We start from the raw sequence: 24341 nt of genomic DNA on the forward strand, positions 1-24341 counted from the left end.
CCGGCTTGTTGTATGACGGACCGTTTGTCCGTCGGCGTTCCTAATCACTCTAGTTCCAAGGGCCTATTTTGACATGGGTCCTTAGTCCTATTTAAAAATAGGACTAAAGTCTAAACAGATGTGGGACTTTCTGGACTATTTGATATCGAGGACAACCAGTTGCCCGCCGATATGCGCCGGATGCATATGGCAATTAATGGGAAAGATGCCGGTTCGATCGGCGATGAAGCTCAGTTCTTTAGGTTTACCCGGCGCTACTTCCGTTTTGACGTTGAAATCGGGGATGGTGAAGCCATGGACGCCTGATTTCGTGTCGTTGATGAGTTTCAGTTCCACCTTCGCGCCTTTGGGAACGACAAGATAAGAGGGGACCCAAACCTTCGTTCCTTGGAATTCAATATTAACGATGGACTGTTTGATCACTCTGGCTTGGGTTTCTTTTTCTTGGGCGTCGGATTTGGAAACGAGCAGCCCGGCTGAGAGCGCCGCAACAATCAGGATTCCGGCTAAAACGATTCTATTTTTCATGGCAGTCCTCCTTAAATATGATCGATCGGTTTTCTTTATATACAAAAAGAAAGGGCGTTGGTAGGATCGGTCCAAGAACCTGCGCGCTAAAGCGAGGGATTTTTTTTCCATCGGCCTTGCCGCGTAAGCAATGGACGCAAAATGATAAACTTCGAACGTCAGAAAAAATTAAGCAATTTGGAGGAGAGCGACATGGGACAAAACGACCGCGCTAAAGCGTTGGAGCTGGCGCTTCAAAAAATCGAGAAAGATTTCGGCAAAGAAGCGATTGTGCGATTGGGGGAAAAAGTTAAAAAGGGGGAAGGCGTGGAGATTATTCCGACGGGAGCATTGTCCCTTGATTTGGCCATCGGCATCGGCGGTTTTCCAAGGGGAAGAATCGTGGAGATTTACGGTCCCGAATCAAGCGGCAAAACCACGTTGGCTCTTCAGGTGGTGGCCAGCGCCCAGCGTCAGGGCGGCCAGGCGGCTTATATCGACGCCGAACATGCCATGGATCCCACTTATGCCAAGCGGCTCAGAGTGGATGTCGACAATCTTTTAATTTCTCAGCCGGATTCCGGAGAACAGGCGCTTGAGATCGCGGATACCCTCGTGCGCTCCGGCGCTCTCGACGTTGTTGTGATCGATTCCGTGGCCGCCCTTCTGCCGCGCGCTGAAATCGAAGGAGAAATGGGCGATCAATTTGTCGGCTTGCAGGCGCGGCTCATGTCCCAGGCGTTAAGGAAACTCGCGGGTTCCATCGCGAGGGGAAAAACCTGCCTTGTTTTCATCAACCAACTCAGGAATAAAATCGGCATGGGACCGTTCGCCGGCAATCCGGAAACCACGCCGGGCGGCATGGCGCTTAAGTTTTACGCCAGCTTGCGTTTGGACATCCGCCGCATTGAAACGATCAAGGTGGGGGATGTGGCGGTGGCCAATCGCGTGCGGGTTAAAGTCGTCAAAAATAAAGTGGCGCCGCCTTATCGCGTGGCTGAATTCGACATGTATCACGGCGAAGGTATCTCCCGCGAATCCGGCGCCCTGGATATGGGCCTGCAGTACGGCGTGGTGACGAAAAGCGGCAGTTGGATTTTGCTTAAGGGAACCCAACTCGGTCAGGGCAGAGAGCAGGCCCGCGCCTATCTGAGGGAGAACCCGAATGTGCTTGAAAGCATCGAAAAAGACGTGCTTAAAGCCATCCTAGGCGAGCCTGCGGGAGCCAAGGACATCGCGGATGAGGCCGCCGCTTCCTCCAAAAAAGCGAAGAAAGCCGAACTCGTTAAAGCATAAACGCCGATTGAGTTTCGTCCGGCTTTAGAGCTTTTTCTTAATTACCTTTCCGCCGAACGGAATTGTTCGGCGTTGACCATCGACGCTTATCGCCGCGATCTGGATGCGCTTGCGGCTTATCTTGATCGCAAAAAAATAGCCTTCAATTCCCTGAAGCGGGAGCATTTGGACGGCCATTTGTCCTCGGACGGCGGACATCTGCGTCCGGCCAGTTTGTCGAGACGAATCAGCGCCATGAAATCTTTTTTCAGGTTTCTTCTTGAAGAAGAGTTGTTGGCCCATGATCCGGCCCAGAATTTAGTCCGCCCCAAACTCGGCGAGCGCCTGCCTTATTTTTTGGAGGAAGATGAGACGAGCCGTTTGCTTGAGGGCGTGCGGGATTTGGCCAAGGCTAAGCCCGCCAACCGGTCCATCGTCCGTTTCTGGGCCGCGCTCGAGCTTTTGTACGCGACGGGCGCGCGCGTTTCCGAGCTGCTCGGAATTAAAATAGGGGACATTGATTTAGCGGTGGGCTTGATCCGCGTGCGCGGCAAAAGGGGTTACGAGCGGCTTGTGCCTTGCGGGCAAAAGGCCCAGCATGCGTTTGCCGTTTATCAGGGGCGTTTCTTAAAGGGAGCTTCTCCCGAAAGCCTCGCGTTTCCGGGGCGCAAGGGCCGGCTTTGGTCGCGCGTGGCTTTTTATCTGGCGTTAAAAAGAATCGGCGGGCCGATCGTGGGACCCATGGCTTTTTCGCTGTCGCCGCATAAATTGCGCCATAGTTTCGCCACTCACTTATTGGCCAGGGGCGCTGATTTAAAGTCCATCCAGCAGCTATTGGGCCACAAAAAGCTGTCCACAACCCAGATTTACACCCACTTGAATCAGGCCCGGCTGAGACTCCTTCATAAAAAGTATCATCCCAGAGGATGATCAGCATCGTAATCAGGGCGCTGACCCTCGGGGTCTTTTTCGGCATTTTTGCCGGTGCGGCCGCCGCCGCAAAAATCAGCATTTCTTCGGCTCCTTTAGAGACGATCGGAATGTATCATGTGCCTGCCGACGCTTACCCATTGGTCAGGGAACTGGGCATCGAGTCGGTTGAAGTGGGCGCGGATAACGGGCGTTCCCGCGAGGATGTCGTAAAACAGCTTGACGCCGCTCATGCGGCCGGGCTTAAGGTTTTTGCCGGGGTGTACGGCACGCCCTTCGATTCGTTAAAAGTTTTGCCTGCGGTGGAATCCATCAAAAATCATCCGGCGGTCACTTTTTGGTATTTGATCGATGAGCCGGATATGCACGGGGTTAAGCCTGATATCGTCAAGGAGATCAATCGTTTTGTTCATACGACCGACCTTCAAGCGCGCCCGACATTCATTACTCTTTCCGATTTGAATTACGGCCCGAAGAAGCCCAACGGGATTACGGTGCGCGGGAAGTCCTACGCCCATTACAAGGATGCGGCGGATATTATCGGGGTCATCCGCTATGAAAATCCGCGCAAGCTGCGCATTTATCTCGATGCTTACGTATTCCCTGAATTCGACGGCCAACGCTGGTGGGCCGTCGTTTCTCTTAATCAAAAGCCCAAAGACCTCAAGAAAACCGTCGAGCTTTTTATGAAAGGCCGCCCGGCCGGGATTCTCTATTATGCTTTTGCGGATGAGGGTTGGAATTTCGATTTACGTCAAAAAGTCCAGCTGCAGCGGGTGTTGCGTGAAATTAATGCGATGCTGCGCGGGAGAAATTTGCCCAAGGACATGGGTTTGGCCCAGCAGCCGCCTCCTGCCCCGTCTTATTCTTCGCCCCAGCAACAGGGTCCGGCGTTTTCAATGCCCCCTGTTCCGGCTTCGGCCGGGCCTACTGGGCCCTCAGCGGCGCCAAGCGGCGCTCCTTCCGCCTGGAGTCCGCCCCCTTCATTTTTTTCTCCTCCTCCGCCGCCTGCAGGCCAGCAAAATCCTGCGGCTGCCCCGTCTTCTTCGGGTCAGGCCCCCCAGGCATCAAACAACCCGCAGCCGTCGTCAACGACTTTTTATTCGCCGCAGCCTCCGTCTTATCAGGGGGGAGGCTGGCGCCGGTAAGCGTCATGAGTTCGACGACAAAAAAATCGGCGTCCGCCGTTGGAAAAAAGAACCCGGATTTTTTTAGAACCCTGCCCAAAGTCGAGGCGCATTCCCATCTCGACGGCGCCTTAAGGCCCGAACTCGTTTTGAGATTGGCCAAGGAGCAAGGCCATCCGTTGGCTGAAAAATCCTTGGAAGAAATCGCCAAAATCGTCGTTGTTTCTTCAGCGCGCGATTCGTTAAAAGAAGTTTTGGACGCTTTTTTTACGATTTACCCTCTTCTTAAAGTCCCCGCAGCCATGGAAGAAGCGGCCTATGAAGCCTGCCGTCAGGCCAACAATGACCATGCCCTTTATTTTGAGACGCGTTTTGCGCCGTCTTTGATGGCCGGCGAACGCTTCGGTATGGATGAAATTCTTGACGGCGCGTTAAAGGGCCTGGCTCGAGGCCGCAAGGATTTCGGGGTTTCAAGCGGCGTCATCATCACCATGCTCAGGGATCATCCCCTCAAGGAAAACGAAGCCATGTTTCAATTGGCTTGCCGTTATAAGGATAAGGGCGTGGTCGGTTTGGATTTGGCCAATCATGAATCCGCGTCAAGCTTCGATGATTATGCGGATTTTTATCGGGAAGCCAAACGGCAAGGGTTGTTTACCACCGTGCACGCGGGTGAGGTCTATCCGAGCCCTGATTTGCCTGCCGTCCTGCGCGTGGGCATCGACCGCATCGGCCACGGCGTTTTTCTGCCGAAATATCCGGATTTGCTTCAGGAAGTCGCCTGGCGCAAAATCCCCATTGAGGTCAACCTTACCTCGAACGTGAGGACCGCTGCGGTCAAAAGTTATCAGGAGCACCCGTTGCCGAAATTCCTTGAACTCGGCATTCCCGTGATTTTAAATACCGATGATTACGGCATTTTCGGCATTGACTTGACGCATGAATATCAGGCCGCGGCCAAGGAGCTGCAATTGAGCCCGGCTGAGCTTTGCCGTATCGCCAGAAACGGCATTGACACGCTTTTTTGTTCCGACGAACGAAAAACCGAATGCCGTCGACTTTTTGACCAACAAAGCGCCGGACTTTGCTTTTGATGGTTAAGCTTGTTACCGGCGGCGCCGGCTACCTGGGCAGCCATCTGGCCAAAAAATTGCTCAAACAAGGCGAGCGCGTCCGGGTATTGGATATCGCGCGGACCAAATATCTGCCCCCGGAAGTCGAATTCGTCGAGGGGGACATCAGGGACAGAAGAGTCGTCGCCAAGGCGATGGAAGATGCGGATGTTGTTTTTCATCTCGCGTTCATTCAGTCCTTTTCCCGGCGTCCTGAACGGGAAAAATGGGAAATCGACATCGGCGGCACGCGCCATATGCTTGAGGCCGCCCTTGAAGTCGGCGTCCGGCGTTTCGTCCATACGTCAACCATTGAAATTTACGGAACACGGCCGCCGTTTCCCTGCACCGAAGACGCGCCGACGGATGATCCGGTGGGTTGGTATGGCCGCCATAAACTTGAGACCGAGTGGTTGTGCGGTTTGTTCATGAAGCAAGGCTTGGCGGTCACCATGTTGCGTTTGCCCACGATTTGCGGCCCCGGACACTACAATCACGGCCCCATGCTTGATCTTATGGACAGGATTTTGGCCGGCAAACCGGTTGCCGTAGCGGGCGATGGAAAAATTTACGGCAGTTTCGTCGGTTACGAGGATGCGCTTGATGCTTATTGCCTGGCTGCGGCCAAGGGTGAGGCGGTGGGCGAAGCTTTTAATGTGGCCGCAGCCGAGCCCGCGACTCACCGGGAAGTGTTACAAGCGATGATTGAGGCCGTCGGCAGCCGTTCAACAATCGTCGGCATTCCGCGTTTCCTGGTCGGCCCCGCCTTGCGCGTTTTGCGCGCCGCGGGCCTGTGGTCGCTGCCTGATTATCAAACCGGTTATATCCTTAATCACAATTGCTACGCCATTGACAAGGCTAAAAGGCTGTTGGGTTTTTCGCCTAAATGGTCGACGGCTCAGGCCGCGGCCGAGCTGATTAAATCTTATGCGGTCGATCGTCACTATGTCCGGCAGCGAAACAGAAATTATTAAGCCGGAGGCGCGGCCAAAGGGAGACCGCGAGCCGGCGGTTTTCGTGGCGACCGAAGACGCCTGGGAACTGGCTCTTTATCGCCATGAGCCGCCCCCGGGAACCAAGCCCAAGGCCGTCGTGCTTTGCCAGCACGCGGTTTTTACCAATGCCGCCAGCTTTGATTTCCCCCGGGGCCGCGGCTTGGCGTCTTATTTGGCTTTGAAAGGGTTCGTCGTTTATCGCCTCGATTTTCGCGGACACGGGTTTTCCCGGCACCGCTCGGGGGCGAGGCCTGATTTTACCTATGACGATGTCGGATTCAAAGATATTCCTGCTGCGGTTGAATTTTTAAGGGCGAGCCATGGGGGCCTGCCGTTTTTCATTATCGGACATTCCTTGGGCGGCAATACGACAACCATGCTTTTATCCCAGAGGCCTGATTTTCCGATTGACGGTTTGATTGCCTTGGGAGTGAATGTGTGGATGCCGTCTTTTGAGCCGGACGCCAAACGCCGACGGCAGAAACGTTGGGCCATGACCGCGATGAACTGGTTAACCCGGTTTTTGGGGTATTTTCCGGCTAAACGTTTGGGCATGGGATCGGAGAATTTGCCCAAGGGCTTTATGCGGCAGTGGTGCGTTTGGCCCGATCAAGACCGGTGGTTATCCGCGGACCGGCGCGTCGACTATAGAGAGGATATGAACCGGATCAAAATGCCGATTTTAGCTTTGGCCGGAGCCGATGACTGGATTTGCCCGCCGGAGTCAACGCGCGCGTTTTTTGGGCAAACCGGGGGCCCGGTCGAGTACGCCATGATCAGCCGCGAAACTCACGGTTGCCGCAGGGCCGGGCATATGGATTTATTGGTCGGCCGTTCCATGGAAAAAGCCTGGGACGAGATTGCGCGTTGGCTGGAGGTTAGACTCGGTAGGCCGATTTAGGATTAGCGGTAAATCCAAATATCGTCTTCGATTTCTTCGCCGATTTCATCCGCTTCGCGCTCAACGCCTTCGGGATCGGTAATGCCCCGGCGAACGGCCAAATCCACCATAAAGCTGTTTTGAGCCTGCTGGGTATGGCCGAATTCATGGGCCAAGACATCCCTGTTGCCTTCTGTCTCTTCATAGGACCTGTGTTCACGCGTTTGAATGAAGGCGCTGGAGAAAACAAAATAATCGGTTTCTTCCTTTTGTCCGAACAGCAGATTGGCCGCGCCCAGCGGCCCGCCGGCAACAACGGTTCGTATGCGCGGCCCAAGTCCGACCATGTAAACATCAGCCGCAGGGTCCTGGGGTCGTCCGAGGTGCCAGAACGGGTCGAGCGCGATGCTGGCCGCATTGGCGGCCATGGCCACGGTATTCCAGGCGGCGTTGATGACCGTCTTAAACGGCCAGGTCAGCGCATGGACGATATCGCCGGTGAAAATAGCCCCAATCCCCGAGACGATTCCTTCAATGACGTTCGAGATGATGGAAAGAGGCGCGACAATGGCGAGTTTGACCAAATTGGCGATGGAGTTAAAGAGCCTGCTGATGAAGGAAAAAAACGTGGGCCCCTGAACCTGCTCTTTCGTATTTTTGATTGCGGCGTTGGCAGCGGGTTGGGTAGACGTCGATTGGTTGATTTGGACGCGAATGGCATCAACGGCGTTCGCTTGGCCGGTCGACGAGGAAGAATTGACCGAGTTTAAGGGAGGATTCACGCGGCCTTGCCCGCAGCCCCCTCGATCGAAGGTTTCTTCAAGCCGCCGGTGATCGCCTTGGGATGGCGTTGATGTCGCCTCTTGCGTTGTTGTCGTTGCCGTTGAGCTTTCCGGCGCCGAAGGATTGATCATGATCGGGCGGAAGGTCATTTCCCTGGGCGTGCAGGAGCGGTCCATAGGCAATTGAGCCCCTACCGGCCCGGCAGCCAGGGTCAACAAAAATAAGAACGCCGGTATACCGGCCATTAGTTGGAGTTTAGGCAATATTGGTCATCATTGTTTAGGATTTAAGACCTAATGGGGATTAGGCCTTAGGACCTACATTTGTTTTAGGCGCAACCCCTTGGGAATTAAACAGAGGTCTAAAATTTCAAACAGCCCATGAACAAGAAGCGCCAAAAGCGCGGCCGGAATCGCGCCTCTTAAAATGATGGCGGTGTCATTTAACGCCAAGCCGGTGACAATGGGCTCGCCCAGGCCGCCCGCCCCGATCAAAGCCGCCAGGGTCGCTGTTCCGATATTGATGACGGCTGAAATCTTGATGCCGCTTAGAATGCTTCTGGAGGAGAGGGGAAGCTGGATTAAAAACAGTTGTTCCAGGGAAGATAAGCCTAAGGCCGCGGCTGATTCCGTGAGCTTGGGTTCGATGGATTGAAGCGCGGTCAGGGTGTTCCTGACGATGGGCAAGAGGCTGTAGAGAAAAAGGGCGATGACTGCCGGTCGTTCGCCGATGCCGGCGATTGGGATCATAAAGCATAGGAGCGCCAGCGAGGGTATGGTTTGAATAATGCCGGCGGCCGCCAGGGTTATTTGTCCGAGCTTAGGGCGCCTGCCGGCCAACACCCCAAGCGGAACACCGGTTAAAACGGCCAGAAAAAGGGACAGGCCCGTTAGAATCAAGTGTTCTTTGATGAGAACGGCCAATCTGCGCGACGGCGCGGATGGGGCGTTCGCCGGTTTTTGCGGCGCGGAGCCGATGGCGTGCAGATAATTCGAGGCGATGGAGGCGAAATCGTCGCCTTTGAGCTCCGCCTGCGCGTTCATGGCGATCATATCCTGCCGGCTGATTTTTCCGGCCATCGCGTCCAGGGCCGCCATTGTTTTGGGCAGGAGTTTCTCCAACTCTTTGCGGTAGAGAAAAACGCCGGAATAATCGGGAAAAAATAGAAGGTCGTCCTCGAGTATCCGCAGGTTGAATTTCAACAGCTTGCCGTCCGTGGTATAGACGTCCGTCGCGTCGATGGTGCCTGCGGCCAGTCCTTCGTAAGCGAGCCCATGATCGAGCCCGGTGATGTTTTTCATATTGAGGCGATAGGCTTTTTTCAATCCCGGGTATCCGTCTTTTCGCTTCAAGAATTCATGGCTTAGGCCCAGGCGAATATCAGCGTGCTTTTTTAAGTCCGATATCTTGCGTATTCCGAGCTCCGCGGCCAGGGTTTCAGGCAGGGCTAAGGCGTAGCTGTTGTCAAAACCCAGGGCGCCGCCCGTGGCCAGACCTTTGGCGGCGAGCTTTTGGTTGATTTCTTTCAAATCAAGCCGCCGGTCGGTTTGTAATATGACTTCGAGAATCGTGCCCGTATACTCCGGGTAGAGATCGACGGCATCCGTGCGTAAAGCCCGGTAAACGATGGCTGTTCCGCCCAGGCCGAATTTTCTGATGACGCGAGCTTCGCCCGTTTCTTCGGCTGTTTGGGCCGCGATTTCGGCGAGGATATAGGATTCGGGGAAGCGCTTGGAGCCGATGGTCAGCGTCGGTTTTTCAGCCTGAGCGCCGGGCGCGGCCCAGGAGAACAAAGCAAGAATCGCGGCGATCAGCGCCGCTGCCATCGCACAAGCTCCTCGGGAGGGCGTTGGGCCAAAATAAATTCGGTCACGAACGTATCGGACGGGTTCTCCAAGAGCTGCGCCAGCGGGCCTTGCTGGACGACGCGCCCGTCCTTCATCAGCACGATTTCATGCCCGAAAAAAGCGGCCTCGGCCATATCGTGAGTCACCCAGATAATGGTTTTTTTGAGCTGGTTGAAGATGCGCTTGAGGTCGTTCTGCAGGCGGGTCCGGATCATGGGATCGAGCGCTCCAAGAGGCTCATCGAGGAGAATGATGGCCGGATCAAGCATGATCGCGCGCATCAGGCTGATTCTTTGGCGCTGCCCGCCGGAGAGTTCGGCCGGATAACGCCGGAGTTCCTCCGGCCGGATGTCGGCCAAATTCGCAATTTCTTCGATGCGGCTGCGTATTCGTTCGCCCGGCCAGCCCAGCCTTTTCGCCATCAGCGCGACGTTTTGCCCGGCGGTCAGATGAGGGAAGAGCCCGCCTTCCTGAATGACATAGCCTATGTTTTGACGCAACAGGCGGCAGGATCGGTCGTCCATCAGCAGGCCGTTGATTTGGATCGTTCCTGTTTCCGGCTTGATTAGGCGCATGATCAGTCGTAAGAGCGTCGATTTGCCGCAGCCCGAAGGTCCGATCACGGCGAATGTCCGGCGAAGGGGAATTTCCAGCCGCTCGATACGAACAGCCGGATGTTCGCCGAAGCTCTTGCCGAGAGAATCGATGGAAATCATGCGGACAGGTTATGGACGCCCGTCATTTTTTTCGCGGCTGAGGAGGATTGAGCCAGTCAAAGAGACGTTGTTCCCATTTGCCGTCGAAAAGACCCACGCCGTGACCGGCGCCTGGTTTGACCCAGAACGTGGTTTTAGGGTTGAGTTTTTTAAGCTTCTGGGCGCTGAAATAGGCGTAACCGTCGTTATCGGCCACGGCGATGGCCACCCTGCCTTTGTAGGTTTTCATGGCCTGTTCCGTCTCAAGGCCGCCTGCATAACGCAGGCCCGGAGATAAAAGAATAACGCGTTCGATGCGCGGATTTTCAGCCGCGTAATTTAAGGCAATATTGGCGCCCAAGCTGGCGCCGGCCAGCACAATGCTCGACGTTGAAATTTCGTGGGCGGTAATATGCTTGACGGCCAGGTCGACATCCTTGATCATGAGGTGCCAGGGGGACCCGGGGCCGTTTTTAGGAAATGATTCATAAGTCACGGAATCGCCGGATTTTTTCTGCGTGCTTTCCCCGTGGCCGCGCAAGTCTAAGGCCAGGAATCCATGACCTTTCTTTTTAAGCTCCAGAGCGAATGTTTTCCATTCTTCTTTGTTGGCGCCCAAGCCATGCAGGAGAATCCAGGTCGCGGCATGGGTTGAAGCCGGGCGGTAGAATTGGCCCGACAACCGAAGGCCGTCTTTAGCCTCAAGAATGACGGCGCCGCCCCAACCGTCTGCCGGGGATCCGCCTCCGGCGGGTCGAGCGTCCCCCGAAGCTCTGCGTAGGGGGGCTTCGGTTTTGGGCGATGCCGGTTCTTGGGGCCAGGCGGCGGTCCCGGTTAAAAGCGCCAGTAAAATTCCCCAGCGTCGCATCGGTATAATATAAGCTAATTGGGTTTCCCTGGAAAGAGCGATGATTGAAAAAAAGATCCCTTATCGAAAAACCGTTTTTGTCTGCACCAATGTCAGGGATGACGGGCGCGAAGCCTGCGCCAATCCCGGCCGCGGCGGCGACGTGATTTGCGAGAAATTAAAAACTTACGTCAAGGAAGCGGGGCTGGGGGGGCAAATCCGCGTGGCCCGTTCCGGATGCCTCAGCCTCTGCCGCAAAGGACCGAACGCTTTTATTTATCCGGACGGCGTTTGGCAATCCGGCATGCGGGAAGAGGATATCCCCGAACTCATTAAAAAAATTACCGCTGCGTCCACTTAGCCCGCCTTTTTTCCATTCCCCGCGCCGTTGTTTGAGCCATCTTGCCGTCTTGAGGTTTTGATGGTACATATTGGGAGAGCAAGAATTCAAATGGGGGCCTGTTATGCAATTAAACGGATGTAGAAAGACGGTTGTTTTTATTTTTGCGCTTGCGCTGCCCGCTTATTTCGCCGCGGCATTATTATTCGCGGGGCCGGATGATTTGGAAAGCCCTGCGGCGCCGACTGGGGAATCAAGCTCCGAGCTTGACGGCATTGAGCTGACCAGTGTTTCGGATTGCGAGAGCGGTTCCGGTTTTATCGGGTGCGCCTTGGGCCAGGCGTCGGGTTTGCACGCGGAGATTCTCAAGTGGAAAGATTCGCTTCAAAGCGAATACAATGTTTTGCATCAACAATTAAGGCAGGCTGAGGCGGCTGCCGCTGAAGCGGCGCGCGCCAGCGGGGTTCGTTGCAATAGTACCGCTTGCCGTCAGGCGAGAGAACAAATCAGGCGGCGGCGTCCGGCCGTTCAAGCAACCCGCCGAGCTCACGGAAACGCCCAGGGTCTGATCAATCAGATCGACCAAAAGGGCACGTATTACCGTCTAAATTCGGAGCGGATGAGTTCAGGGGATCTGATGAGCTTTGAGTTGGAAGTCAGCGAGCTTGTGGGCCGAGTTTGTTCGCAATTGTTGGACGTCAAGCGCGCCTTTCAGAGAGCTTCGTTGCCTGACCCTGAAGGAACCGGCGGCAGTCCTTCTTGCCATGGGTCATCTGACGAACTGGAAACCCCCGACGCAGCGATTGAGCCGTTGCCCTGACCGCTCAGCCTTCGAGGTGCTCGTATTTTTCTTTCAGCGCCTTGACCACATTGACGTCGGCCAAGGTAGTGGTGTCACCCATGGCGCGGCCTTCGGCGATATCCCTTAAAAGGCGGCGCATGATTTTTCCCGAACGCGTTTTAGGCAGCTCCGCCGTGAAAATGATTTCATCGGGACGGGCGAGCGATCCGATTTTTTTGACTACATGGGCCTTGAGTTCTTCGGTCGCGGTTTCGCGGCCGGTTTGGCTTGCGCCGTTATTGCCTTGAGTTCCTTCTTTCAACGTCACGAAGGCCACGATGGCGTTTTCTTTGATGTCGTGATGGCGTCCGATCACCGCAGCCTCGGCCACTTTGGGATTATCCACCAGCGCGCTTTCAATCTCCATGGTGGAGAGGCGGTGGCCGGAAACTTTCAGCACATCGTCCACTCGGCCTAAAAGCCATAAATAACCGTCCTTGTCTCTTTTGGCCCCGTCTCCGGCGAAATATACGCCGGGGAATCGGCTCCAGTATTGAGCTTTGTAGCGTTCGGGGTCGCCGTAAATGCCTCTGAGCATGGACGGCCACGGTTTTTTGATGATCAGGTAGCCGGCGCCGACTTTGACCGGCCGGCCGTGTTCATCCACGACATCGGCTTCGATGCCCGGAAAAGGCTTTGTGGCGGAACCGGGTTTTAAGGCGGTTAAGCCGGGCAAAGGGGAAATCAAAATCGAGCCCGTTTCCGTCTGCCACCAGGTGTCCACAACAGGGCATTTCTCTTTGCCGATGACTTTGTGGTACCAGACCCAGGCTTCGGGGTTGATGGGTTCGCCGACGGAACCCAAAAGCCTTAGCGTGGAAAGGTCGCGGCGGCCGGGGTACTCTTCGCCCCATTTCATAAAGGTGCGGATGGCCGTGGGCGCGGTGTAGAGAATGGTCACGCCGAATTTTTCAATGACGGCCCAAAATCGGTCTTTATCCGGCCAATCCGGGGAGCCCTCGTACATGACGGTGGTGGCTCCGTTGGCCAGGGGGCCGTAGACGATATAGCTGTGGCCCGTGACCCAGCCGATATCAGCCGTGCACCAGTAAACGTCCTCGTCCTTTAAGTCGAAAATAAATTCCGTGGTTGTCTGCACGCCGGCTAAATATCCGGCCGTGGTGTGCATAATGCCCTTGGGTTTGCCGGTGGTGCCGCTGGTGTAGAGAATATAAAGAAGGTCTTCGCTGTCCATTTCTTCGGGTTTGCAGACGGCCGATTGCCCGGCGACAAGCTCATCCCAGTCCACGTCGCGGTCCGGAGTCCACGGGCAGTCATGGGTTTTTCCCAAGCGCCGGTAGACGACGACTTTTTCGACGCTCGGGGTTTCCGCGACGGCGTTATCCGTGTTTTGTTTTAAAGGGACGATGTTGCCGCGGCGGTACCCGCCGTCGGCCGTGATCACGACTTTGGCTTTGCAGTCGTTGATTCTGTCGCGCAGGGCCTCGGCCGAGAAGCCGCCGAACACCACGGAATGCGCGGCGCCGATCCTGGCGCAGGCCAGCATGGCGATGGGAAGTTCCGGAATCATGGGCATATAAATGACGGCGCGGTCGCCTTTGGCCACGCCGAGACTTTTCAAGGCATTGGCGAAGCGGTTGACCTCGCGCGAGAGCTGCTGGTAGGTCAGGGTGCGCGTTTCGCCGGGCTCGCTTTCCCAGATAATCGCGGCTTTGGTTTTGCGCCAGGAATCGAGGTGGCGGTCCACGCAATTGACCGAGGCGTTTAATTTGCCGCCCACGAACCATTGGGCGAACGGCTCTTTCCACTGCAAGACTTTTTTCCATTTTTTGGACCAGACAAGTTTGCCGGCCCGTTTTTCCCAAAATTTCAACGCCCGAGCCCCTTCTTTATAAATATTTTCTTTTTTGACGTTCGCTTGATCGCGGAATTCTTTGGAGGGGGGAAAGCGGCGTTTTTCGATCAACAGGTCCTCAAGCGTCTTCGTCGCGGCGCGGGGTTTTTCAAGGGTTGTCGTGCTCATAGCGATCCTCCATATTCAGGATAAATTTCTTCGGTAATGATAGAAAATTGCCTAGGAGCCTGAGCAATTAGTCATTTCTGCTGCAATGTTGGCTGCTGGCGGCCGCGGGCGGCGTCAACAAGCGTCTCGCCGAAGGTGTGCGTCTTAACCGCGCCGAAGAGCCGGTTCCAAAACGGAAGACTTTCGCTGAACGGGCATTGGGCCACCACCAACATTTTACCGTCCTGGGTCAAACCCAGGTTATTTAATGTGGCGGCGATTTTGCGCCGCTCCTGTTCCTGGTCCTCGGGCGAGGCGCGCTGCGTGCTAGCAGAGGGGCAATAGAAAAAAGACCGGACAAAACCGTAGCCGGGCTCTTCGCTTAAGTCGAGAAACACGGACTGGGCCCGGTAATGATCTTTAATGGCCCGCGCCGCTTCTTGAGGATAGCCGAAACGCCGTTGCCAAAGCCGCAAAAGATCCGAGGGCGGCAGCCAGTTGAGCGTCAGAATGACGGCAAGGACGATGATCGGCGCCAAGGATAGAACGGTTTTTTTCAAAGTTTCCAGCTCATCGACATCTGATGCCTGAGCCCGGTTTTATGAAAGACAAGCGCGTAATTTAAAAGCCATAGCTCCTGTCCCCAGCCGAAGCCGACATGGGTGGAGGGCGTTTGAGCCTCGGACCTGTAGCCTCCTCTGAGCGAAGCGATGGTCTCCGAGCCGAACAGATTAAACTGCGTCACTTCGAGCCCCAGCGACGCGATTTTTTTCTCATGTTTCACCTGGGACACGTCGCCGAGCATCAGCACTTCCCAACGGCCCGGCTCATCGCCCATCCCTTCCTGCGATTGCCCGCCGAAACGCCAGGCCAGGCCCCCGGCGCGTTTGGTCGGGAGGGGGTCTTTTTCTTTATGGAAGGTGATTTCATCGCCTTGATTCATCAGGCTGCCGCCCGCATAAAGATGCCCCAGTCGCCCGCCTAGCGGCAGGCGCATCAGAAGGCCGGCATCAAAAGCCGTTCCTTGCGCATCGTATTCTTCGGCTAAGGTCGAACGAAAGGATTTGGCCGATGCCCCCACGCTGACAACGGAGGTCAGCTCAAGGGCCATGGTTCCGGTAAAGGCCCAATCCTGCTCCGCTTTCCTTTTTTCTTGGAGACCGCCGGACAAATTCAAATCGATGCTGCCCGCGTCATAATGCGTCGCGCCTAAGCCGAAGTGAACGGGGTGAAGCTGCGGCAGGCCCAGGTTCATGGAGCCGAAATTATCCCCGGCAAAACCTCTGGAATACATCAAATCGATTTGAGTGTTGGTGATGGTGCCGACTCCGGCCGGGTTATAGCCGATGGATTCGATATCGCCCCAAGCCGCGGTGAAAGCCCCGCCTAAAGCCAGGGCGCGCGTGCCCGTGTCGCGAACGAGGAATTGGGCCGCGGTGCGTCCGGGTTCGGCGTATAGAAAAGAGGCCGTTGCAAGAGAGTTTATGCAGATCGTCATTGCGAGCCACGGGTGAAGCAATCTCATAACAGGTTTTCTTTTGTGGAGACATTTCGATTAATCATTTGATCACGATGATTTTTTCGATTTTATTGAGCTTGGGGCCTTTGGCGTGAAGGTAGTAGAGCCCGCTGGCGACGGGGCGTCCGTCTTGCGTGTCGCCGCCCCAGAAATAAGTCGATGTGCCGATCGGCTGCTCTCCTTCGAAGAGCTCTTTGACCAAAGCGCCGTTGATGGTGTAAATTTTCAGGCTGACGCTCCCGGGATCGAAAGTTTTTACTTCAATTTTGGCCCGCCCTCCTTCGGCAGGCTTGAACAAATTGTCCGTCATGACGATTTCGCCTCCGGGCGTATCGATGCGAAATCCTCCCGACAGCGTGGCGCTGCGGCCGTCGGAATTCGTCAGCAGCACGTCCCAGTAACCCGGCATCTTCCCTGAGATATTGAGCGCGCCGGTGATGGTCATATCATTGGGCCGCGCCAGGGCCGTGGCCGTGATCGGTGTTTCTCCGGAGCGCCGCAGTTCAATCGCGATCGTTCCGGTCGAGAAGATTTCGCCGAAAAGGGTAAAGGCTTGATTGGCATTCGTATTGGTTCCTGACTGCGGGCTGACGGTCACGGGATCGGGAAACAGAGTCAACGCGGACATGACCACGGGATTGGTGGAGCCGCCGATAAACGCGTAATAAACGCGCCACCGGTAGTCCGAGACTTTCTGGAGCACGGGCGAGGTGAAGCCGACCGAGTTCGGTTCGGTCGACAGCCGCACGCCTGATTCCGCCGAAAAGTTTAATCCGTCGATGCTGATCCGGCTCAACAACCGGGTTTCAACCGTTGTCCCGGAACCGAGGTTGGTGTAGATGATGCGCGTCGGACCCAGCGTCAGGCGGGCCGTGTCGAAGCTGCCGAAGGGCGCGCTGATGATTCGCTCCGGAGCTGACCACGTGGCGCCTTCGTCCGTGGTGCCGGCCGCCCAAAGCTCGTAGTCCGTGATTTCATTGCCGCCGTCGGCATCTTGGAGGAAATAAAGCCTCCAGATGGCGCCGGCGCTTGAAATTCTGACGGCGCCGACGAATGCGGTTGCGGGATTGGCTTCCACGCGCACCCCAGGCTCTTTGACCCAATCAATGCCGTCGGTCGAGGTCGCGGAAAGGATGTGATAACCGCCCGTCGAACTGATCGCAGAGTACAGCATTCTGTAACCGGTGGTCAGCGGCAGTAAAGCGCAAGACGTGATCGAGCTTTGATCGAGTTGGGCTGTTTGCGTGGAAATGCGAAAGCCCGGCTCCTCGCTCCAGGCCAAGCCGTCCGTGGACGTGGCCGAGTGCACGCGGACATGATCCCGGACAAAGTAGAGCCTCAGGAGGCCGCCGGCTTCGATGATGTCGTGGGGTACGCCCGAAGACAAGCGGACGCCGTCGTCAGGCGTGAAATTCGGCGTTGCCTGAAGCGCCGGGGCCAGGGCGCATAATAAGCCGAACACCGGCCAAAAAAAAGCCTTCATGAGTTAAAACGGGCACAACTTACGGACGGTGCCCTCGACGACAAAAAGCGCGGAATCAGGAGCCGGATCGAACACGGAATAGATGCCGATGCCGTTGATGGCCTGGCTGAGGTAAGGCAGATAATTCAACAGGGCGTTTTCCGGAACGCGTGTCAGCGCGAAGCGTTTGAACATGAAGGCGCCTTTTTTCTTTTGCATGTTGTTCCAATATTTTTCGTAGGTCTGGTAATCGGGGGGAACGTAAAATTCTTTGCCGCTGCGCGGGTGCATGAAGGAAGCGCCGGCTTGCGGGCATTCAAAGCTTCCGTCTTTATTTTTTTTAAAAATTCCGGCCGCGGTGAGGCGTTCGAGTCCCTGGCGCGTTTTAGCCGGACCCAGGCCCAGCAGTTGAGCCAATTCATCCGCCTTCCAAGCCCTCCGGTCATTGGTCAGAGTCTCAAAAACCCAATAATTGGCGGGCGACGCCCTGATTAGTTTGGACTGCTCCACGCTGAGATTGACCCGGCGCGTTTCATGGAGCGTTTTAATGGCCGCACCCAAGGGATGTTTTTCCCGGCTTTCGGACGGGCGCACGAAGCTGGGGGCGATCAAGAATCGGAATGTCTCCTCGCCCCAGGACGACTTCAAATAAGCCAGAAGAAATTGCCTCAGTTTGTTTTCCTCTTGACCCAGCAACAGCAGCCTGGCGACGATGGCGAGGCCTTTGGGCCTGGGCAGCGACGTCCCGCGTTCGAAGTTTTTGTACTGCGAATAGCCGAACCCGAAAATTTTTGAGGCGCCGTTTTTGTGATAGAAGGCGTAGCCTGATAGGTAGCCGGCCTCCCGCCGGAATTGAATCAGCGCGTTCGCAAAATCTTTGGTCATCTCTTTACATATATAGCTCCTATTGTTAGGCAAATCAAGATTGACTTAGTTTGCCATTGCTAGGCGAATCAGGCGTCCTGAGGCTAAAGACTAAGGGCCCAAGGTCTAAAGTCAGGCGACGTTATGGCGGATTGCTCAGATAATAAGAATGTGATGAGGCAGTCGCGATTCGATTGCTTTCGGCGTTTTTATCATCCCGTTGACGTTGTTTGCTTTGGGAGAGCTTCGGTATTTAAACCGCATTGAAAAATCGGTGATTAGGGAAATCGAGGACGAAATCAATCGATCTAATGAAAAAAAAGGAGATTAAAAATATGAAAAACAGACACTTGGCGATCGCCGCAATCGCTCTTATGGCGGGCGTCGCGCCTTGTTGGGCGGATGATTCGTCGGATCAAACGGCAGCCGAGGCAGGGGCGCCTTTCGAGGAAGGCGGGTCCGGCAAGGGTCGGCGCGTGGTAACGCAGCAATTCCAGGTTGATCCTCCGGAAGCAGAGGAGGAATCTGATTGGCCCGCGCAGCAGGATCAATTGACGATGCTGGAAGCCCAGCAGCAAGCGCTTGACGCCCGGCGGCTTCAATTAGCCGGCAAGATGGAATCAGCGTCCGACAATAAAGAAATTTATGACGGCCTCAAATACGCTTCACTTGCGGGCGGCGCGGGTTTAGCGGTCGGCGGCTGGATCGCCATGATGGCCGGAGCGGGAACGGCAGGCGGCGTTCTTTTCGGCGTCGGCATTGTTATCGCGCTCGGTTTCTTGCTCTTTGACTATCTATCCAAGCAGGAGAGAAAAGAAGAAACAAGCGCCATCGGCGAACACAATCGTGTTGTTGAGCGCATGAACGAAAATACCGATCAAATGCAATATCCCCAGCAGGAGAGTCAGTGAGGCGAGGGTGGCCCCGCGTTCATTCTGCATCTAAACTATAAAGGTAATCATGATCAGGAAACGGTCGGCATTCGCATGGATGGCTCTGCTTGTGTTGATGCTGCCAATTTCGTCGTGGGCACAGCCGAGGTCAAAATCAAAAGCCAAAACTTTGACGGCGGAGGATATCGACGCCAATATCGAGGCTGCCCGGCGCGAACGGGGGGAACGAAAGGCTCAGCAGGCGGACGCTTTATTCAATTGTTTGGTCAAAAAATATTGGCCGGATCACGAAGAACATACTCAATGCGGCCCTTGCGGGGACCGGGAGGGTTGCAGCGAAGTGTTGGGCGATGAATGGTATGACGACAATAACCGCATTCGGGATTTGCTGTTGGATCGAGATGTGTCCGAGCATTATGTCGCGAGCGCCATTCACCGGTATGTCCATTTGGCCAGCTTGGGCCGCTATGGGGCGACGACTTTTTTAAGAACGGTGGAAGACGCAGCCCGTGAGCGCCATTCCGCCGTGATCCGCCGCAACGCGGCCGCGGTCATGATTAATTACATGAAGTTCGTCCGTCCTAAAAAAGAGAACAGTGATGATCCTGATTTCTGGCCGGCCATGACCGCGGTTCACGCCATGCACGGGCTTTATGACGACAACCCGAATGACGGCGATTTAAGGGATATGATCCGCACGTCCATCGCGGACCGGGCGGCCAATGAGGAACATTCCCGGCTGTATCAGTCCTGCATGAGTTTTCTTTGCAGCAGGTTTCGCAGCGTTGTTGCCATCGTCAACGAGGAGCGGGAGAATAAAGACCTCGACGTCGAGCCCTGCCGTTAGCCCGACAAGCGGGGTATATCAAGCGCTGCGAGCGCTTACGAGACCTGCCACCAAGTCCTTGTCCGAACACCTTCTCGCAGAGCGGATTCTTCCCCGCCATAGACCAGCACGCAGTCCGCGCGTACTCCTTTGAGTCCAGAAAAATATTTAAGACCCTTGAAGTAGTCGGAAGATATGGTCTGGCCGGCCTTAATTTCGATCGCGGTGAGCCTGGTCCCGAGATCCAAAAGCACATCGACCTCATGCCCCGTCCGATCGCGCCAGTAGTAAAGCGCAGCGCGCTCGCCGCGATGACTAAAGGCCTTCAGCATCTCCGATACCACGAAGGTTTCATAGATACTTCCATACAATGGATGTCCGACGAGATCTTTGGCGCTTCTGATTTTCAATAGGTGGCACATCAGGCCGGTATCAATGAAATATAGCTTAGGACTCTTCATAATGCGTTTGGAGAAATTATTATGGTAAGGCTGAAGGAAATGGACTATAGAGCTAGCCTCTAAGACTGATAGCCACTGCCGGGCCGTAGGGTGCGTGATACCGCAGTCCGATGCCAGCGCTGAGAAGTTAAGTATCTGCCCGGACCTGCCGGCGCAGAGCTGGACGAACCGCTGGAAATTCATCAGGTCACCAATTCGCAAGACTTCACGAACATCGCGCTCCACATAAGCCGAGGTATAGGATTCCAAGAAATCCGGCGCGTTAAGTTTGTGGTCATGAATTCTTGGATAGAGCCCTTGAAAAAGGATTTCGTTCAATTTTAGGGCATGCGGCCGGTCCTTGCGGGCTGCTCCGTGATAATTCCGTGGATTTTGCGGGACGTTGCGGGAAAGCTCCGATAAGCTAAACGGCAACAATCTCAAATACGCCGCCCGTCCGGCCAGCGACTGGCTGACCTTAGCGAGCAGGTTAAATTGCTGTGAGCCGGTTAGGATGAGCGACCGTGAACCGTCCTCATCCACAGCCGTCTGAATATAGGAAAGCAAATCCGGGTCTTTTTGAGCTTCATCGATGATAACTCTGTTGCCGTATTGGGCCAGGAATCCCCTGGGATCGCGAACGGCAAAGTCCCGATTGTCGAGATTCTCCAGAGAGACATACGCATATCCTGGAAATACCATTTTCGCCAATGTGGTCTTGCCTGATTGGCGCGGTCCGGTCAGGACGACGACCGGAAACTGCTTGGCTATAGATGCCAGCTTGGGCGCAATGGTTCTACGGAGCATGTGCAAGAGTGTACCAGCAAAATTGTTATTTGTCAAATTGAAAATTATATTTTCAATTTGACAAATAACAATTTCTTCGGGGGCTTGTTTGATTTTCCAAAGCCTGCCGTTAGGCCAATTCAATTGGCCTAAACCCAAACCCATCGGGCAATTTCCTGTCCAGAGACTTTTTTCCTGTTGGACCCTAGGGGGTTTTTGATGCAGTTTTCATAATAAGTGAGGAATTTCAACAAGGGTTCAAAATGACCAGAAGACTGACGGCATTCTTTATCGTTTTTATGGGGTTGGCCAGCATGGGGTTTACGTCTAGCTCTGATCAGGTGGCAGGAGACGTCCGGGGCTTATTCCAACAGCCGGGAAACAGCGGCTCAATGCCGGTTATTTTCGTCACTCAAATAACAGGCGGCCCCGACGTCTTAAAACCCACGGATGCTCTGGATGAGACAAAAGTGGGTGTTGCCGCTAAATTCATCCCCATCCCAGCCGGTGAATTTAAGATGGGCAGTCCAACTGACGAGATAGGCCGGGACAATAACGAAACCCAGCACCCGGTTAAACTCACCAAAGCTTTTGAGATTCAAGCCACCGAAGTCACCCAGCTTCAGTACTTCCTGGTCATGGGCAGTACCCCCTCTCACTTCAGGAAGCAAGAGAACTGCGATGACGGGTCCTACAAGATATTTTTTGGATTTAGCCTCTGCGCCAATCACCCCGTAGAAAGAGTTTCTTGGTATCAAGCCCAGGAGTTCATTAATGAGCTCAATAGAATCCAAAATAAATACACGTATCGCCTCCCCTCTGAAGCCGAATGGGAATACGCGGCCCGGGCCAATAGGCGTTCAAGTTTCCCGTACTCTTTCGGATTTAATTATACCGATGAGCTTGATCATTATGGCTGGCACTGGGGCAACTCCAAGAAAAGAACCCATGCTATGGCCACTGGAAAACCCAGCTTTTGGGATGGTGATTCTTCCAAGCCTCTCTTTGATATGCACGGCAATGTCTGGGAATGGACCCAGGATGTCTACGATAAGGACTATGGATCAAAAGATTTAAAAGTTTTGGCTATTGACCCCACTGGTCGCGCTGCAGGCTGGTTCCGGGTTCTGCGGGGCGGTTCCTGGCATAGCAACGCCAGTGACCTGCGCTCCGCCAGGCGCACCGGCGACCCTGGCCATCATCTCTATCCCGATGTGGGGTTCCGCCTTGCGAGGACCCTACGTTAATTTTTCGTCAGGAGGTATGATCATGCGTTTATTTTTATTTTTGAGCGCAGGGTTGTTTATCGGAAGTATTTCCTGGGCCAAGGACAAAGAAGAGTTTGAAGAGCCCGCGCAATTGCAGGCGACTTTTGACGGCGCGCCCGTGCAGTCGGCTGACCCGGTTGCTGTGCAGCCGTCGGGCATGGATCCGATGCGCCGCAGCGAGCTCCAGTATCAATTGGAGGACCGCGTTGAATTGGGCATTCGTTTGGATCAGCAGCGCAGGATGTACCTGAATCAATCGTCCAAGGAGCGCATAGCCGCCGGCGGTCTTAAAGCAGCATCCTTGGTATTGGGGGTGGTGGGCGGTTTCTTCGTATTGGGCGGCGCCGCCGCAGCCATTACCGGAGCCTGGGGAGCAACCGCTGCGCTTTGCTTAGCAGGCGCGGGACTTTTGGGCATTGCTTTTTTGTTGTTGTATTTTTCGGGCAAAGCCAAGGATGAGTCCGCTGAAAAAGCGAATCTTTACGAACAGGCCGAATATGAATACCAAACCAATGAACAGCAAAAAGATGAAATCCGCAATGAACTGTTGGCGGATTAAGGGGTTCAAGAGGAGAAAACGAGAATGATAAAAATCGCAGCGTTATTGTTGGGGTTGAGCCACGCCGCTTTACCTGGGGCCTCCGGTTCCGCCGAGGCGCCGGTTGAATTTTCGGTCCTGGACAAACCGATGGGCCTTTCGCGCCAAGAGCTTGATCAGGTATTCGCCAGGGTCAGGGAAGCGCAGCAAGACAACGCGTTCAGGGAATATAAAAGAGTCCCTTTGAGATTGGCGAGCGCGGATTTAAGCAATACCGGCGTCATTCATGCCGGCCATATCGCACACCGGGCACCCGATGGAACGCCCGGAGCGCATCTGATCGTCACCGCCTCTCAGCCTTATTCCCGCGTCAGCATGGTCAAGGCGGCTTTAAAAATGGGGTTCAGCAACAATGCGCCCAAGGCCATGAAACAAGCCCTTTTCGGCCCGAGGCCCGAGAATCTATTGAATTTCGCGGTTTCCAATGAGGGGAAGACAGCGGTTTATTTTACCGGCACGGTGAGCTCGAATCGTTTTTCTGGCGCCAAGTGGCTTAAGCCTGTTTGGCCGCCTTTGAGCGTCGATTTTTGCCGGGACGCCGCAGCCTCGGTTCTGCGCCATTTGCGCAAAATCGCCGTTCGGACGGCGTCAAGAATTTAGGAGGTTGAGAGATGAAGAAATTTTGGTTGATTCCGTTTGTTTCGGTGGCCGTCGGGCTTTGGGCCCAGGATGCTTCTTTAAATGATGATGCTGATCGGCAGGCGGCCGAAGCCGGCGCAATTTTTGATGAGGGACAAGACGCCGCCGGTCAAGATGCCGTGGAGGGCGCCGGCGTGGTTGAGCCGGATATGATCACCGGGGCCGGCACCGTAGAACGCGAAGAGAGCGCCAAGTCCGCGATCCCCGAAGAAAAACCTAAACGCTCCGGCTGCCGGACCAATTGTTTTTCCGAAGGCGACAGCGGCGGTTATTTTGGGGACAGAAAACTTTCGGGATCAATATTGGGCATCGGCGCAGCGACTTTTGCCGGTTTCATGTTGGGCGGATTTTTGGGCGGGTGGAGGGGGGAATTTTGGCGGATTGAAGGGGCAGTATGGGGATATTGGTTTATAGCCCGCGCCCCATGATTCCAACGTGAATTGCACGCGAAGCGTGTGGCTTGCCATGGTGCCGAAAATCCAGTCATAACAGCCTGTTGATTTTCGAGCATCTGCCGGAATTAAGATACCGTAGCGCATGCTCGAAAACCAACAGATGAACTGACTCGGTTTTCGGCACCCATTGCGTGGGTTTCCATGTTGCTCCAGCAGCTGGATTATCCAGGCATAGGCAGAGCTTTCCTGCAGTTGTTGAGGTTACATTGGCCCTTATTTCACCTACATTGCAGGTTGTTGCTGTTGCATTGCTTGTAGCTACTCCTCCTCCAGAGATTTGTAATAATGAGGATGGTGCAGTCGTCCCGATGCCGACGTTGCCGCATTAAATTGAAATAACTAATTTGTCTTTTCCTTCTGGATACACCTCAACCTCTTTTCCTTTTTTCAAATTTAAAAAGTCTATTATTTTTTTAGGCAGCCTTATGTCCAAAGTTGTTCCAGACTGG

25 protein-coding genes are annotated in these 24341 nt (G+C 54.8%); 14 read left to right on the plus strand and 11 right to left on the minus strand.

Features of this window, described 5'->3' with window-relative positions; translation table 11 throughout:
• Window positions 1-135: 135 nt before the first annotated feature.
• Window positions 136-528 (minus strand): cupredoxin domain-containing protein, encoded by a 393-nt coding sequence (locus HYT79_10775; GenBank protein ID MBI2071069.1) that lies wholly within the window; start codon window positions 526-528, stop codon window positions 136-138.
• Between the two features lie 192 nt (window positions 529-720).
• Here HYT79_10775 and recA point away from each other — a divergent pair, with 192 nt between their 5' ends.
• From recA to HYT79_10805, 6 genes are all read left to right on the plus strand, one after another.
• Entirely contained in the window at window positions 721-1803 is a 1083-nt protein-coding gene (gene recA, locus HYT79_10780) for a recombinase RecA (GenBank protein MBI2071070.1), read from the plus strand.
• A 72-nt stretch (window positions 1804-1875) separates the two neighbouring features.
• Entirely contained in the window at window positions 1876-2712 is an 837-nt protein-coding gene (locus HYT79_10785; GenBank protein ID MBI2071071.1) for a tyrosine-type recombinase/integrase, read from the plus strand.
• Window positions 2709-3860: a hypothetical protein gene (locus HYT79_10790; GenBank protein ID MBI2071072.1), complete on the plus strand. Its 1152-nt coding sequence runs from the start codon at window positions 2709-2711 to the stop codon at window positions 3858-3860. Before HYT79_10785 ends, HYT79_10790 begins: the two co-directional genes overlap by 4 nt.
• 5 nt (window positions 3861-3865) lie before the next feature.
• On the plus strand, window positions 3866-4933 hold the full coding sequence (gene add, locus HYT79_10795; protein MBI2071073.1) for an adenosine deaminase: 1068 nt from the start codon (window positions 3866-3868) through the stop codon (window positions 4931-4933).
• Entirely contained in the window at window positions 4933-5925 is a 993-nt protein-coding gene (locus HYT79_10800; GenBank protein ID MBI2071074.1) for an NAD(P)-dependent oxidoreductase, read from the plus strand. Before add ends, HYT79_10800 begins: the two co-directional genes overlap by 1 nt.
• 43 nt (window positions 5926-5968) lie before the next feature.
• Window positions 5969-6847, plus strand: a complete 879-nt coding sequence (locus HYT79_10805) for an alpha/beta fold hydrolase (GenBank protein ID MBI2071075.1) — start codon at window positions 5969-5971, stop codon at window positions 6845-6847.
• A 2-nt stretch (window positions 6848-6849) separates the two neighbouring features.
• On the opposite strand, the gene HYT79_10810 is transcribed toward HYT79_10805, so the two are convergent.
• The 4 genes from HYT79_10810 to HYT79_10825 all read right to left on the minus strand — a co-directional run bounded on the left by HYT79_10810 (window position 6850) and on the right by HYT79_10825 (window position 11019).
• The gene (locus HYT79_10810; GenBank protein ID MBI2071076.1) at window positions 6850-7854 is read right to left on the minus strand and encodes a hypothetical protein; all 1005 of its coding nucleotides are present in this window, start codon (window positions 7852-7854) and stop codon (window positions 6850-6852) included.
• Between the two features lie 72 nt (window positions 7855-7926).
• Window positions 7927-9435 (minus strand): ABC transporter permease subunit, encoded by a 1509-nt coding sequence (locus tag HYT79_10815; protein ID MBI2071077.1) that lies wholly within the window; start codon window positions 9433-9435, stop codon window positions 7927-7929.
• Complete coding sequence (locus HYT79_10820; protein MBI2071078.1) at window positions 9420-10172, minus strand: ATP-binding cassette domain-containing protein; 753 nt, start codon at window positions 10170-10172, stop codon at window positions 9420-9422. The genes HYT79_10815 and HYT79_10820 overlap by 16 nt, the downstream gene beginning before the upstream one ends.
• A gap of 22 nt (window positions 10173-10194) precedes the next feature.
• Window positions 10195-11019 (minus strand): alpha/beta fold hydrolase, encoded by an 825-nt coding sequence (locus tag HYT79_10825; protein MBI2071079.1) that lies wholly within the window; start codon window positions 11017-11019, stop codon window positions 10195-10197.
• 40 nt (window positions 11020-11059) lie between these two features.
• Here HYT79_10825 and HYT79_10830 point away from each other — a divergent pair, with 40 nt between their 5' ends.
• Both HYT79_10830 and HYT79_10835 read left to right on the plus strand, forming a co-directional pair.
• Window positions 11060-11359 carry a (2Fe-2S) ferredoxin domain-containing protein gene (locus HYT79_10830; protein ID MBI2071080.1) on the plus strand — a complete coding sequence of 100 codons (300 nt, stop codon included), beginning with the start codon at window positions 11060-11062 and terminating at the stop codon, window positions 11357-11359.
• A 103-nt stretch (window positions 11360-11462) separates the two neighbouring features.
• Window positions 11463-12158 (plus strand): hypothetical protein, encoded by a 696-nt coding sequence (locus HYT79_10835; protein ID MBI2071081.1) that lies wholly within the window; start codon window positions 11463-11465, stop codon window positions 12156-12158.
• A gap of 4 nt (window positions 12159-12162) precedes the next feature.
• On the opposite strand, the gene acs is transcribed toward HYT79_10835, so the two are convergent.
• From acs to HYT79_10860, 5 genes are all read right to left on the minus strand, one after another.
• The gene (acs, locus tag HYT79_10840; GenBank protein MBI2071082.1) at window positions 12163-14163 is read right to left on the minus strand and encodes an acetate--CoA ligase; all 2001 of its coding nucleotides are present in this window, start codon (window positions 14161-14163) and stop codon (window positions 12163-12165) included.
• 71 nt (window positions 14164-14234) lie between these two features.
• Entirely contained in the window at window positions 14235-14702 is a 468-nt protein-coding gene (locus HYT79_10845; GenBank protein ID MBI2071083.1) for a hypothetical protein, read from the minus strand.
• Entirely contained in the window at window positions 14699-15640 is a 942-nt protein-coding gene (locus tag HYT79_10850; GenBank protein ID MBI2071084.1) for a hypothetical protein, read from the minus strand. The genes HYT79_10845 and HYT79_10850 overlap by 4 nt, the downstream gene beginning before the upstream one ends.
• Before the next feature lie 61 nt (window positions 15641-15701).
• Window positions 15702-17123, minus strand: coding sequence for a hypothetical protein (locus HYT79_10855; GenBank protein ID MBI2071085.1), 1422 nt, complete (start codon window positions 17121-17123; stop codon window positions 15702-15704).
• A gap of 24 nt (window positions 17124-17147) precedes the next feature.
• Window positions 17148-18008: a hypothetical protein gene (locus HYT79_10860; GenBank protein MBI2071086.1), complete on the minus strand. Its 861-nt coding sequence runs from the start codon at window positions 18006-18008 to the stop codon at window positions 17148-17150.
• Between the two features lie 314 nt (window positions 18009-18322).
• Here HYT79_10860 and HYT79_10865 point away from each other — a divergent pair, with 314 nt between their 5' ends.
• Both HYT79_10865 and HYT79_10870 read left to right on the plus strand, forming a co-directional pair.
• Window positions 18323-18898: a hypothetical protein gene (locus HYT79_10865; protein MBI2071087.1), complete on the plus strand. Its 576-nt coding sequence runs from the start codon at window positions 18323-18325 to the stop codon at window positions 18896-18898.
• Between the two features lie 49 nt (window positions 18899-18947).
• Window positions 18948-19727, plus strand: coding sequence for a hypothetical protein (locus HYT79_10870; GenBank protein MBI2071088.1), 780 nt, complete (start codon window positions 18948-18950; stop codon window positions 19725-19727).
• A 35-nt stretch (window positions 19728-19762) separates the two neighbouring features.
• On the opposite strand, the gene HYT79_10875 is transcribed toward HYT79_10870, so the two are convergent.
• On the minus strand, window positions 19763-20953 hold the full coding sequence (locus HYT79_10875) for an ATP-binding protein (protein ID MBI2071089.1): 1191 nt from the start codon (window positions 20951-20953) through the stop codon (window positions 19763-19765).
• A 242-nt stretch (window positions 20954-21195) separates the two neighbouring features.
• Between HYT79_10875 and HYT79_10880 the strand changes: the two genes are divergently transcribed.
• The 4 genes from HYT79_10880 to HYT79_10895 are packed head-to-tail and all read left to right on the plus strand — an operon-like array spanning window position 21196 to window position 23865.
• Window positions 21196-22179, plus strand: coding sequence for a formylglycine-generating enzyme family protein (locus HYT79_10880; protein MBI2071090.1), 984 nt, complete (start codon window positions 21196-21198; stop codon window positions 22177-22179).
• Between the two features lie 22 nt (window positions 22180-22201).
• Window positions 22202-22759: a hypothetical protein gene (locus HYT79_10885; GenBank protein MBI2071091.1), complete on the plus strand. Its 558-nt coding sequence runs from the start codon at window positions 22202-22204 to the stop codon at window positions 22757-22759.
• Between the two features lie 24 nt (window positions 22760-22783).
• Entirely contained in the window at window positions 22784-23398 is a 615-nt protein-coding gene (locus HYT79_10890) for a hypothetical protein (GenBank protein MBI2071092.1), read from the plus strand.
• Between the two features lie 11 nt (window positions 23399-23409).
• Window positions 23410-23865, plus strand: coding sequence for a hypothetical protein (locus HYT79_10895; protein MBI2071093.1), 456 nt, complete (start codon window positions 23410-23412; stop codon window positions 23863-23865).
• Window positions 23866-24341 lie beyond the last annotated feature (476 nt).

It is taken from the genome of Elusimicrobiota bacterium, from assembly GCA_016180815.1.
Lineage (GTDB): Bacteria > Elusimicrobiota > Elusimicrobia > JACQPE01 > JACQPE01 > JACPAN01.